Source organism: Mesoterricola sediminis (genome assembly GCF_030295425.1).
GTDB lineage: Bacteria > Acidobacteriota > Holophagae > Holophagales > Holophagaceae > Mesoterricola > Mesoterricola sediminis.
Genome location: NZ_AP027081.1, coordinates 3,911,859 through 3,923,956, shown reverse-complemented (window position 1 = coordinate 3,923,956; position 12,098 = coordinate 3,911,859). Strand labels below are relative to the sequence as shown.

The 12,098-nt window shown below is 68.6% G+C and carries 8 protein-coding genes; 6 read left to right on the top strand and 2 right to left on the bottom strand.

Annotation, left to right across the window (positions count from 1 at the left end; all coding sequences use genetic code 11):
- Positions 1-41 precede the first annotated feature (41 nt).
- Positions 42-1,754 carry an NAD-dependent malic enzyme gene (locus R2J75_RS17015; protein WP_243329160.1) on the bottom strand — a complete coding sequence of 571 codons (1,713 nt, stop codon included), beginning with the start codon at positions 1,752-1,754 and terminating at the stop codon, positions 42-44.
- A 217-nt stretch (positions 1,755-1,971) separates the two neighbouring features.
- Between R2J75_RS17015 and R2J75_RS17010 the strand changes: the two genes are divergently transcribed.
- The 6 genes from R2J75_RS17010 to R2J75_RS16985 all read left to right on the top strand — a co-directional run bounded on the left by R2J75_RS17010 (position 1,972) and on the right by R2J75_RS16985 (position 8,625).
- The gene (locus R2J75_RS17010) at positions 1,972-2,703 is read left to right on the top strand and encodes a 4Fe-4S dicluster domain-containing protein (RefSeq protein WP_243329161.1); all 732 of its coding nucleotides are present in this window, start codon (positions 1,972-1,974) and stop codon (positions 2,701-2,703) included.
- Positions 2,703-3,896 (top strand): NrfD/PsrC family molybdoenzyme membrane anchor subunit, encoded by a 1,194-nt coding sequence (nrfD, locus tag R2J75_RS17005; protein WP_243329162.1) that lies wholly within the window; start codon positions 2,703-2,705, stop codon positions 3,894-3,896. Before R2J75_RS17010 ends, nrfD begins: the two co-directional genes overlap by 1 nt.
- A 1-nt stretch (position 3,897) precedes the next feature.
- Positions 3,898-5,430 carry a sensor histidine kinase gene (locus tag R2J75_RS17000; RefSeq protein WP_316410674.1) on the top strand — a complete coding sequence of 511 codons (1,533 nt, stop codon included), beginning with the start codon at positions 3,898-3,900 and terminating at the stop codon, positions 5,428-5,430.
- On the top strand, positions 5,427-6,527 hold the full coding sequence (locus R2J75_RS16995; protein ID WP_243329164.1) for a response regulator: 1,101 nt from the start codon (positions 5,427-5,429) through the stop codon (positions 6,525-6,527). The genes R2J75_RS17000 and R2J75_RS16995 overlap by 4 nt, the downstream gene beginning before the upstream one ends.
- A 185-nt stretch (positions 6,528-6,712) precedes the next feature.
- On the top strand, positions 6,713-7,708 hold the full coding sequence (locus tag R2J75_RS16990; protein WP_316410673.1) for an aldo/keto reductase: 996 nt from the start codon (positions 6,713-6,715) through the stop codon (positions 7,706-7,708).
- Positions 7,708-8,625: an AraC family transcriptional regulator gene (locus R2J75_RS16985; protein ID WP_243329166.1), complete on the top strand. Its 918-nt coding sequence runs from the start codon at positions 7,708-7,710 to the stop codon at positions 8,623-8,625. The genes R2J75_RS16990 and R2J75_RS16985 overlap by 1 nt, the downstream gene beginning before the upstream one ends.
- A gap of 169 nt (positions 8,626-8,794) precedes the next feature.
- Here R2J75_RS16985 and R2J75_RS16980 read toward each other — a convergent pair whose 3' ends face one another.
- Positions 8,795-12,046 (bottom strand): S41 family peptidase, encoded by a 3,252-nt coding sequence (locus tag R2J75_RS16980; RefSeq protein WP_243329167.1) that lies wholly within the window; start codon positions 12,044-12,046, stop codon positions 8,795-8,797.
- Positions 12,047-12,098 lie beyond the last annotated feature (52 nt).

Here is a 12,098-nt window from a genome sequence, read left to right as displayed (position 1 = left end):
AAGCGGAACCGGAGTCCCGCTTCCCGCCGTCCCGACGGGGTTCAGCCGGCCCGGTAGGGCACGAAGTGCGGCGTCCACTGGGCCTTCTCGATGAGGAGGCGGAGCTCCGCGTCGTCGGCGAGGCGGCCCAGGCCCTCCTCGCGGGCCTGGCGGGCCACGGCGAAGGCCACTTCGGTGGAGGCCCGGCGGATGTCCTCCATGGGCGGGAGCATCAGGCCCTGGGCCTCCTGCTCCGGGGTGACCATCCCGCTGATGGCGCGGCTCGCGGCGAGGAGCATGCCGTCGGTGACCTTGGAGGCCTTGGCGACGAGGGCGCCGAGGCCCACGCCCGGGAAGATGTACATGTTGTTGCACTGGCTGGAGCGCAGGATCCGGCCATTCCACTCCATGGGCGGGAAGGGGCTTCCGGTCGCCACGAGCCCCTTGCCGTCGGTGGCCTTCCACACCTGCTCGGGGGTGGCCTCGCACTTGGACGTGGGGTTGGAGAGGGCGAAGACGATGGGCCTGTCCGTGGCCTGGCCCACCTCGCGGAGGACCTGCTCGCTGAAGAGGCCGGTCTGGGCCGTCACGCCGACGAGGACGGTGGGCCGCGCGTTGCGGACGACGTCCATCATGCCGATCCGGCCGGGGGCCTCGAGGGTCCAGCCGGAGACCGCCGCGCGGCGCTGCGCGAAGGGCCGCTGGGGGGCGTCCAGGGCGGGGTCGTCGTCCACCAGCAGGCCCTGCATGTCGATGGCGAAGATGCGGGAGGCGGCGTCCTCGCGGGAGAGGCCCTCGGCCTCCAGCGCGGCGAGGATGTTCATGGCGATGCCCGTCCCGGCCTGGCCCATGCCGACGATCATGTACCGCTCGTCCGAGAAGCGGTGCTGCTTGATCCGCATGGCCGTCATCAGGGCCGCGATGGCGGTGGAGCCGGTGCCCTGGATGTCGTCGTTGAAGGAGAGGATCCGGTCGCGGTAGCGCTCGAGGTTCTTGAAGGCGGTGCCCTTGCCGAAGTCCTCCCACTGCAGGAGGGCGTCGGGGAAGTGGCGCTTGACGGCCATGACGAAGGTCTCGACCATGCGCTCGTAGGCCTCTCCGCGCAGGCGGGGCTGGCGGTAGCCGAGGTAGAAGGGATCGTCCAGGAGCCGCTGGTTGTTGGTGCCCACGTCGAGGCAGACCGGGAGGCACACGTGGGGGTGCAGGCCGCCCGCGGCCACGTAGAGGCTCACCTTGCCGACGGGGATGCCCATGCCGTCGGAGCCCAGGTCGCCCAGGCCCAGGATGCGCTCGCCGTCCGTCACCACGATGAGGCTCACCTGGGGCAGGGTGATGTTCTGGAGAACCTGATCGATATGTCCGATGTTTTCCGGGGTGATGTAGATGCCCCGGAACCGGCGCTGGATGTTGCTCATCTGCAGGCAGGCCGTCCCGACGGTGGGCGTGTAGACGATGGGCACCATCTCCTTCAGGTGGTCCGTGACGAGCTTGTAGAAGATCACTTCGCTCCGGTCCTGAAGGGCGACTAAAAAGATGTACTTCTCCAGATCGTCCGGCTTGTGCTGGAAGGCCTCATAGGCGCGGTCGACCTGCGCGTCGAGGTCCGTCACGGCTGAGCGGAGCAGGCCATCGAGCCCGAGGGTGGCCCGCTCCTCCGGGGTGAAGGCCGAGGCCTTGTTCAGGTGGGGGTCGTTGAGGAGCTGCCGGCCCCTGGCATAGACCTCGTAGTACTCCTCCCCCGTTAAAGGGTCGATCTTGAAGGAAAAGGTCCTCATGGGGCACCTCCCGTGCCGATATGGAATAAGGACATTCTACCTCCTTAATCTCCTTAGGATTTTGCGAACGATTCTCGACCTTTGCAGTCGGAAACCGGTGATTCGGATCACAATCGAGAAAAAAAGATCGGAATAGGTGTAGGATCAACTCATCCAGGAAATAGGAGGCCAGGGTGAAGATCCCGGCCATGGACTGAACAACGAGTTGGGAGGCCGTATGACGGTCGGACTTCTCTATGATTCAACGCGCTGTGTGGGTTGCCACGCGTGTTCTCAAGCCTGCAAGGAGCAGAACAAGCTCCCGGGGGAGGTGCAGGACCATACGACGGCCTACACCTGGACGGTCGTGAAGGAGCATGAGGGGGCTTTCGTCCGCCAGATGTGCATGCACTGCCTGGAACCCTCCTGCGCCTCCGTCTGCCCGGTTGGGGCCCTCCACAAGACCAAGGAAGGCCCCGTCGTCTACGACGCCAAGAAGTGCATGGGCTGCCGCTACTGCATGCTCGCTTGCCCCTTCGAGGTGCCCAAGTACCAGTGGGACCGCGCGGTGCCCGTCGTCGGCAAGTGCATCATGTGCTACGACCGCGTCAAGGAAGGGAAGGCCACGGCCTGCGCCGAGGCCTGCCCGACGCAGGCGACGGTCTTCGGCGAGCGCAAGGAACTCATCATGGACGCCCGGGAGCGGATGCGGGCCAACCCCTCCGGCTACCAGGACGCCATCTACGGCATCAAGGAGGTCGGCGGGACCGGCGTCCTGATGCTCTCCGGCGTGCCCTTCGCGAGCCTCGGCCTCAAGACCGGGCTGCCCGAGGAGGCCCCGCCCATGCGCACCTGGCAGGTGCTCTCCAAGATCCCCGATTTCGTGGCCATCTGGGCCGCGTCCCTCTATGCGATCCACTGGATCACCAAGCGTCGTGACGACGTCGCCAAGGCCGAAGGAGGCGAGTGATGGATACCCCTGTGCGCAACGACCGCTTCCGCGCCGGCTTCTGGACGGTGCTCTGCGCCCTGTTCACGCTGGCCTTCCTGGTCATCGCGGTCCTCCGGTTCACCAAGGGCCTCGGCGCGGTGACGAACCTCAGCGACCGCTTCCCCTGGGGCCTCTGGATCGGCTTCGACCTGCTCTGCGGCGTCGGCCTCGCCGCCGGCGCCTTCACGGTCACGGCCTGCGTCCACCTCTTCAACCTGAAGGCCTACGAGCCGATCGTCAGGCCCACCATCCTCACGGGCTTCCTCGGCTACGTCTTCGTGATCGTCGCCCTCCTCCTGGACCTCGGCCAGCCCTGGAACATCTGGCACGCCATCATCTACTGGAACCACCACTCGGTGATGTTCGAGGTGGCCTGGTGCGTGATGCTCTACACCACGGTCCTCTCCATCGAGTTCTCCCCCGTGGTCCTGGAGCGGTTCGGGTTCCACAAGGTCGCCCACATGATCCACAAGTTCATCACCCCGCTCGTGATCGTGGGCGTCTGCCTCTCCACCCTCCACCAGTCCTCCCTGGGTTCGGTCTACCTGATCGTCCCCTCCAAGCTCCACCCGATCTGGTACACCCCGATGCTGCCGCTCCTCTTCTTCACCTCCGCGGTGGGCGCCGGCCTGGGCATGGTGGTGATCGAGTCCTACCTCAGCGGCCGCGCCTTCGGGAGGCACCTGGAGATGGACCTGCTCGCGCCCCTCGGCCGCGTCATGGTGGCGGTCCTGTCGATATACGGACTCATGCGCATCCAGACCATCGCGCACAACGGCGCCTTCCGGGATATCATCGGCCTCACCTACGAGGGCAAGATGTTCATCCTGGAGTTCGCCATCGGCGTGCTGGCCCCCGTCATCCTGCTGGCGATCGACAAGGTGCGCAACAACCCCACCGGCCTCGTGACCGGCGCCTTCCTGGCGGTGATGGGCTTCGTGGTCAACCGTCTGAACGTGAGCGTCACGGGCATGGAGCGCTCCGCGGGCATCCACTACATCCCGTCGGCCATGGAGATCACCGTCTCCATCGCCCTCGTCGGCATCGGCATGGCGATCTTCGCCCTGGCCTGCCGCTACCTGCCCATCTTCCCCGACGCCAAGGGCGCCAAGCGGTCCAGGCGCCCCGCCTCCCCGTCGCCCGACCTGGTCCCGGCCGAAGAGGGCCGCTAGCATGGGCACGCGCATCGGAACCCGCCTGATCATCGGCGCCAGCCTCGTCTCGGCGCTGGTGATCGGCGTGATGTCCGTCCTCACGGTGCGCAGCCACAACGACGAACTCGTCGCCCAGCTGATGCGCAACGCGAACCAGCTCGGCGAGACGATCAAGATCTCCACCCACTACGACATGCTCGAGAACCGCCGCGAGGACCTGCACCGCCAGATCCGCACGCTGGGCGGCCTCCAGAGCGAAGGCGTCCGCAAGGTCCGGCTCTTCAACAAGGAGGGCCGGATCATGTTCAGCTCCGACAGTTCGGAGATCGGGACCACCCTCGACAAGCGGGGGGAGGCTTGCTACGCCTGCCACCAGGAAGGCAAGCCCCTCGAGAAGCTGGACATCAACGCGCGGGCCCGGATCTTCCGGGATCCCGACGACGGGGTGCGGGTGCTGGGGATCATCAATCCCATCCCCAACGAGCCCGGGTGCTATACGGCCGCCTGCCACGCCCACTCCCGGCAGCAGAGCGTCCTCGGCGTGCTGGACGTGAACATCTCCCTCGCCCAGGCCGACCAGGACATCGCCCGGAGCCGCCGCAACATGGCCCTCCTGGCGGGCGCGGCCATCTTCTTCACGGGCATCGTCATCTGGTGGCTGAACCGCCGTTTGGTGGTGCGGCCCGTGGAAGCCCTCATCAAGGGCACCCGCCGGGTGGCCGACGGGGACCTCGGCAGCGCCATCCACGTGGAAGGCCGGCACGAGCTGGGTCACCTGGCCGAGGCCTTCAACACCATGACGCGGACCCTGTCCGAGACGCGCCTGCAGCTCACCCAGGCCGACAAGCTCGCCTCCGTCGGCAGACTCGCCGCAGGCATCGCCCATGAGATCAACAACCCGCTGACCGGCGTGCTCACCTACGCCTCCCTCATGGCCAAGCGCTTCCCCGCCGGGGATCCGTCGGCCGAGGACCTGGAGGTGATCATCCGGGAGACGAAGCGGTGCCGGGGCATCATCAAGGAACTGCTGGACTTCGCCCGGCCCACGCCCCCCTCCCGGCGGCTCACGGACCTCAACGAGGTCATGCGGCACAGCCTCGCGGTGGTCATGAACCAGCTGAGCATGAGCCAGGTGAACCTGTCCCTGGACCTCGCCCAGGACCTGCCCGAGGTCTTCGCGGACGCCAACCAGCTCCAGCAGGTGGTGGTGAACCTCCTCCTCAACGCGGCCGACGTGGTCGAGCCCGAGACCGGCCAGATCCGCCTCTCCACCCGCGACGTAGGCGACGGCTTCGTGGCCTTCCAGGTCGAGGACAACGGCTCGGGCATCCGGGCCGAGGACGTCCCCCACCTCTTCGAACCGTTCTTCTCCACGAAGGGCAACAGGGGCACCGGGCTCGGCCTGGCGGTCACCTGGGGCATCGTGGAAGGCCACGCCGGCTCCATCGACGTCCAGACGGAACTCGGCAAGGGCACGTGCTTCTCCGTCCGCATCCCAACCAGGAACCCCGAAACCGGAAACCCAGACACCAACAAGGAGGCACTGCCATGACCGTGCTGCTCGTCATCATCATGCTGCTCGCGTTCGTGGGCATCGACTACCTCGTCCGCGAGACGACGGCCAGGCTCAAGGAGAAACGCCAGCGCGCGGCCCGTGAGGAGATCCTCAAGGTCGCGGTCCGCCTCGACGTCGCGGGCGAGGTCAAGAGCCTCAAGCGCGTCGAGGTGCCCGAGCCCAAGGCCCGCATCCTCGCCGTGGACGACGAGGCGATCGTCCTCGACTCCTTCCGCCGCATCCTCGTGCTGGAAGGCTACAACGTCGACACCGTCGAGAACGGCCCCGAGGCCCTGAACCTCGTTCAGCGCCACGACTACGACTTCGTGTTCACCGACCTCAAGATGCCCATCATGGACGGCGTCGAAGTGGTGAAGGCCGTCAAGCACCTGCGCCCCGACGTCGACGTGGTCGTCATCACCGGCTACGCGACCATCGAGACCGCGGTCGAGACCATGAAGCACGGCGCCACCGAATACGTGCAGAAGCCCTTCACGGCCGAGGAGCTCTCCGAGTTCGTGAACCGCATCCTCGTTAAGCGCCAGGCCCGCATCGAGGCCCAGAAGGCCCCCACCGTCCGCATCGTCAGCCCCAGCCAGGCCGAGAACGCGCCCGCCGGCGAGTTCTGCGTCCCCGGCGGCTCCTTCATCTCCACCGGCCACGCCTGGGTCCGCATCGAGCCCGACGGCCAGGTCCGGATCGGCGTCGACGACTTCGCCCACAAGGCGATGGGCGCCGTCAGCCAGGTGGTCCTGCCCGCGCCCGGCAAGGCCGTGGCCAAGGGCGACGTCCTGTTCTCCTTCCGCCGCGGCGAGGAGGAGATCCGCTTCGCCGCCCCCGTCGCCGGGAAGGTGGTCGAGGACAACGGCGCCCTGAAGGCCGAGCCCGCCCTCGTCGCCGCCAGCCCCTACAAGGACGGCTGGATCTGCCGCCTGCAGCCTGCCGACCTCGCCGCCGAGCTGCCCGCCCTGAAGATCGGCCGGCCCGTGGTCGACTGGTATGCCGAAGAGATCAAGCGCCTGCGCGAGCTCAAGGCGGAGGGCGACGGCCAGGAACTGGCCTGGAGCGACCTGGAAGCCGCCTTCCTCAAGTAGGCCGGCCCACCCCCCGGAAGGCCCCCCCCGGGGGGCCTTCCTGCGTACGGGCCCGCAGGATTGTTCAAGCATTCCGGAGGATCGTGCAAAGATCGGTCCGGGGCCGGACCTAGACTGGCATCAGACCCGGCGGCCCTGGTTGACAACCTCGACGGGGCCGGCCTGGGGAGCGGAGGAGGAACATCATGGAAACGCGCAAACTCGGGACATCCGGCCTGGAGGTCTCGGCCCTGGGACTGGGGTGCATGGGGATCAGCTTCGGCCTCGGCCCCGCCGTGGACCGGGCGGAGGGGGTCGCCCTCATCCGCGCGGCCGTGGCGCGGGGGGTCACCTTCTTCGACACGGCCGAGGTCTACGGCCCCTTCGTGAACGAGGACGTGGTCGGCGAGGCGCTCCAGCCCTTCCGGGACCAGGTGGTCATCGCCACCAAGTTCGGGTTCCGCATCGACCCCGCCACCGGGGAGAACCTCGGCGGTCTGGACAGCCGTCCGGCTCACATCCGGGAGGTGGCGGAGGCCTCCCTCCGCCGGCTCCGGGTGGAGGCCCTCGACCTCTTCTACCAGCACCGGGTGGATCCGGAGGTGCCCATCGAGGATGTGGCCGGCACCGTGGCCGACCTGGTCCGCGAGGGCAAGGTCCGGCACTTCGGCTTGTCCGAGGCCGGCGCCGGCACCATCCGCCGCGCCCACGCGGTGCACCCCGTGGCCGCCCTGCAGAGCGAGTATTCCCTCTGGTGGCGCGAGCCGGAACGGGAGATCCTGCCGCTCCTGGAGGAGCTGGGCATCGGCTTCGTCCCCTTCAGCCCGCTGGGGCGGGGCTTCCTCACCGGGAAGATCGACGCGGCCACGACCTTCGACCCCGGGGACATCCGCGCCACGGTGCCGCGCTTCACGCCCGAGGCCCGGCAGGCCAACCTGGCCCTGGTGGACCGCCTGAAGGCCATCGCCGCCGCCAAGGGCGGCACCCCGGCCCAGGTCGCCCTGGCCTGGATCCTGGCCCAGAAGCCCTGGATCGTCCCCATCCCCGGCACCCGTCGGCTGGAACGCCTGGAGGAGAACCTGGGCGGGGCGGAACTGGCGCTCACGCCGGCGGACCTGGCCGCCATCGATCGGGCCCTGGCCGAGGTGGAGATCCAGGGGGCCCGGTACCCGGAGCACCTGCAGCGGCTCGTGGGCCGCTGATGGACGTCCGGCCCCTCCCCGACCTGGCGCGCCTGCGGGAGCTGATCCAGGCGTCCGCCCCCTGCGACGGCGCCTTCGAGCTCCGGGTGCCGGGGGTCTTCGCCTCCCGGGTCTCCCGGGCCCAGAAGGCCTGGCACCACGCGGTGCAGCGTCCGGCCCTGTGTCTCGTGGCCCAGGGGGCGAAGCGGGTGACGCTCGGGGCGGAGGCCTACGATTACGACGCCAACCGCATGCTGGTCTATGCCGTGGACGTGCCGATCATGGCCCAGGTCACGGAGGCCCCCTACCTGGGCCTCCGCCTCGACCTGGACCCGCAGCGGATCTGCGCCCTGACGGCCCAGGTCCACCCCCAGGGCCTGCCCGCGGCCCCGGAGGGCCGGGCCATCTGCGTGGACGCGGCCGATCCGGCCCTCCTCAACGCCATCCTCCGTCTGGTGGAACTGGCGGCCCGGCCCGGCGACTCGGACCTCATCGCCCCGCTGGTGATGGACGAGATCCTCATCCGCCTCCTGGGGAGCCCCCTGGGCCGCCGGGTCGCGAGCGCAGGCCTGGAGAACAGCCGAACCCACCGCGTCTCCCAGGCCCTGAGCTGGGTGCGCGCCCACTTCGACCAGCCCCTGGACGTGGCGCGTCTGGCCGCCCTCGCCCACATGAGTCCCTCGTCCTTCCACCAGCACTTCAAGGCGGTCACCTCCATGAGCCCCCTCCAGTACCAGAAGGCGCTGCGCCTCCAGGAGGCGCGGCGCCTGATGCTCCTGGCCGACCTGGACGCGGGCTCCGCGGGGCGGCGCGTGGGCTACCAGAGCCCCTCCCAGTTCACCCGGGAGTACGGCCGCTATTTCGGCGACGCCCCCACCCGGGACATCGCCCGCCTCCGCCGGGTGCCCGAACCCCAGGACCGGGGCCCCGCGGACTGAGTGCAGCGTCCGCCAAGTTGCCTGAATCATCCGAGGGGAGCGGCCGCTGCACTTCCATCGCGTGCGGATGATCCAAGAGACTTGGCGGACGCGGCCCTGAGGCTGAGCCCGGAAACGGAACAGGGTCCGTGAGGACCCTGTTCGTCGTTCCGGGTTGGGGGGCCGGGGCTCAGTGGGCCCGGTTGGGGTAGGCGGGCTTGGCGGGGCGCTTGGGGGGATTCTTTTCCAGCGCCGCCGTGACCTCCTGGAGGGCGCGCTCCAGCTGGGGATCGCGGCCCTGGGCCATGAGCGCGGGATCGTCCATGACCTCGATGTCGGGATCGACGCCGTGGCCCTCGATCAGCCATTCGCCGGCGGTGGAGTAAATGCCGAAGGTGGGCACCGTGATGTTGCCGCCGTCGATGAGCGCGGGCGCGCCGCTGATGCCGATCAGGCCGCCCCAGGTGCGGCGCCCGATGAGGGGGCCGAGGCCCGCCTGGCGGAAGTAGAAGGGGAAGCAGTCGCCGCCCGAGCCGCTCCAGCCGTTCATGAGCATGGCCTTGGGGCCGTTGTGGGCCACGGTGGGCCACTGCCAGTCCATGCCGTCGCGGACGCCCCAGTAGTTGAGGACCTTGCGGCCCAGCATCTCGACGAAGCGATCGGGGATCTGGCCGCCGCTGTTGAAGCGGTCGTCGATGATGAGGCCGGGCTTCGTCCACTGGCCGCGGAACTGCCGGACCAGGTCGTTCTGGCCGCCGATGCCCGTGTCGGGGACGTAGACGTAGCCGACGCGGCCGTTGGAGGTCTTGTCGACCCAGGCGCGCATCCCCTCCACCCAGGCCAGGTGGCGCAGGCGCATCTCGTTGGGGATGGTCTCGACGAGGACGTCGCGGGCGCCGGCGGCCTCGGGGCGGTCGTTGACGGTCAGCAGGACGGTCTTGCCGGCCAGGCCCTGGAAGGCCGCCCAGGGATCCTTGGAGGTGTCCACGGGCACGCGGTTGACGGCCAGCAGGTAGTCGCCTTCCTTCACGTTGACGCCGGGCTGGGCGAGGGGGGCCTTGGCGGAGGCGTCCCAGGAGGCGCCGCGCAGGATGCGCTTGATGCGGTACTTGCCGTTCTCAAGCGCATAGTCGGCGCCCAGGAGCCCGACGCCCTTGGGCGCGGCCAGCTCCACGTCGCCGCCGCCGCGGTAGGCATGGGAGGCGTTCAGCTCGGCGATGAGCTCGCCCAGGACGAAGTTGACGTCCTCGCGGGTGACGCAATCGTCGATGAGCTTGCCGTAGCGGGTCTTCATGGCCTTCCAGTCCACGCCGTGGAGGGCGGGATCGTAGAACATGTCGCGCTCCAGGCGCCAGGTGTCGTTGAAGATCTGGCGCCATTCGGCCTTGGCGTCCACCTGCATGGGCAGGTCGCCGGTGGGCATGCGCTTGTCGAGCTTCTGGTCCGGGCGCAGGTCGATGAAGCCGAAGGCGTCCTTCCGGGCGACGAGGGCCTTGCTGCCGTCGGGGGTGACGCCCACGCCGTCGACGTCGGCGATCACGGTCTTCTCCTCGCGCTCCTCCAGGTCGTAGGTGTACAGGGTGCCCTTCCGATCGCCGTCCATGGCCTGGGGCCCGAGGCGGCGGTAGACGAGCTTGCCCTTCACCGCGACGAGGTCGGCGTAGTCGCCGGCTGGAGGCGGCAGCAGGACCATGCGCCCTTCGAGGCCGTCCAGGTCGATCTCGACGGCCTTGGGGCCGGCGGGCTTCGCTTCCTTCGCGTCCTTGGCGTCCTTCTTCTCCTCCTTCTTGTCCTCCTTCACGTCGTCGTTGCGGGGCGCGAGGGGGCTGGGGACGTCCTTGCGCAGGGGCAGGGCGGCCAGCTTGGTGGAGTCCTTGTAGATCCAGGTGTTGTCCAGGTCGCTGTAGGTGGGCGAGAAGACCTGGCCGGTGGTGATGAAGAGGTAGTTGCCCTCGGGATCGAAGGCGGCGTCGGAGGCGTTGTAGAAGTTGGAGGTGGCCTCCTTCAGGCTGCCGGCCTTGGTGTCGTAGAGCATCACCACGGCGTTCCGGTTGGGGGTGTCGCGCACGTAGGTGATCCACCGGCTGTCAGCGGACCAATTGACGGAGAAGGCTGCCACGCCCCCGTCCATCATGAAGTGGCCCTTGTCGATGGCCTGGACCTTGCCGGTCTCCACGTCGCAGAGGTTGATGCGCATGGCCACGTCGGCGAAGACGATCTTCTTGCCGTCGGGGGACCACTGGGGGCGGTAGCGGAAGCCGGGGCCCAGCTTCGTCACCTGGCGGGGGGAGCCGGTGCCGTCGGCGGGGCGGACCCAGAGCTCGTACTCGCCCGTGGCGTCGCTGAAGTAGGCGAGCTGCTTGCCGTCGGCGGAGAGGGCAGGGAAGCGCTCGGCGACGCCGGGGGTGTTCGTCAGGTTCAGGACGACGCCCTTCTCGGCGGGCACGCTGAAGAGCTCGCCGCGGGCCTCGAAGACGGCGCGCTTGCCCTGGGGCCCAGGGGTGGCGCCCCGGATCAGCTTGGAGGCGTTCTCGGTGCGGGCCCGCAGGACGGCGGCGTCGGTCACCACCTCCACCTTGACTTCGACGAGCTTCCCGCTGGGGAGCTCGAGGCGGTGCAGCCGGCCGCCTGCCTCGAGGACGATGTCCGAGGGGCCGATGGCGGGGAAGTGGACGTCGTAGTCCTTGAAGAAGGTGATCTGCTTGAAGGCCTTGGTGCGGGTGTCGAAGGACCAGATGTTGTTGCGCTTGGAGGCGTCGCGGTCGGAGAGGAAGTAGAGGGTGCTCCCGTGCCACATGGGCTGGGCGTCGTTGGAGCCGCCCTCGCTGGGCAGCCGGAAGCTGGTCTTCTTCTCCAGGTCGTAGAACCAGATCTCGGAGGCCATGCCGCCGCGGTAGCGCTTCCAGGTGCGGAAGTCGGTGGAGATGGGCATGTAGGCCAGCACCTTCCCGTCGGGGGAGAGGGCGCCGAACTCGCCGTAGGGGACCGGGAGGGCTTCGGGCAGCCCGCCGCCCTTGGCGACCTTGAAGATCTTATTAAAGCGGTCCTTGCCGGATTCCATCATGGAGGCGAAGAGGATGGACTTGCCGTCGGGCGTCCAACCCAGGACCCGGTCCGGGAGGGGGTGATGGGTGATGCGGGCGGGGACACCGCCGCCGGCGGGCATCACGTACACATCCTGGTTGCCGTCGTAGGTGGCGGTGAAGGCGATTTCCTTGCCGTCGGGCGAGAAGCGGGGGAAGGATTCCTCCCCGGCCGGCGTCGACAGGCGCTGGGCCAGGCCGCCCTCCTTGGGGACCACCCACACGTCGCCGGCGAAGCAGAACGTGATCTGGGAGGCCGAGACATGGGGAAAGCGGATCAGCTTGGCGTCCAGATGGGCGCTGGCCGGAGCTCCGGCGGCCAGCAGCATCGGCAGGGCCAGCCATGTGCGTGCGTGCATGATCTCTCCTTGAGGATGGATTCCCTAGCATCGTATTACGCGGACGCGCGTA

What these genes read in the sequence shown, in the direction of transcription:
- R2J75_RS17015 (WP_243329160.1), bottom strand. Translation starts at nt 1,754, where the DNA reads ATGAGGACCTTTTCCTTCAAGATCGACCCTTTAACGGGGGAGGAGTAC.
- R2J75_RS16980 (WP_243329167.1), bottom strand. Translation starts at nt 12,046, where the DNA reads ATGCACGCACGCACATGGCTGGCCCTGCCGATGCTGCTGGCCGCCGGA.
- R2J75_RS16985 (WP_243329166.1), top strand. Translation starts at nt 7,708, where the DNA reads ATGGACGTCCGGCCCCTCCCCGACCTGGCGCGCCTGCGGGAGCTGATC.
- R2J75_RS17000 (WP_316410674.1), top strand. Translation starts at nt 3,898, where the DNA reads ATGGGCACGCGCATCGGAACCCGCCTGATCATCGGCGCCAGCCTCGTC.
- R2J75_RS17010 (WP_243329161.1), top strand. Translation starts at nt 1,972, where the DNA reads ATGACGGTCGGACTTCTCTATGATTCAACGCGCTGTGTGGGTTGCCAC.
- R2J75_RS16995 (WP_243329164.1), top strand. Translation starts at nt 5,427, where the DNA reads ATGACCGTGCTGCTCGTCATCATCATGCTGCTCGCGTTCGTGGGCATC.
- nrfD (WP_243329162.1), top strand. Translation starts at nt 2,703, where the DNA reads ATGGATACCCCTGTGCGCAACGACCGCTTCCGCGCCGGCTTCTGGACG.
- R2J75_RS16990 (WP_316410673.1), top strand. Translation starts at nt 6,713, where the DNA reads ATGGAAACGCGCAAACTCGGGACATCCGGCCTGGAGGTCTCGGCCCTG.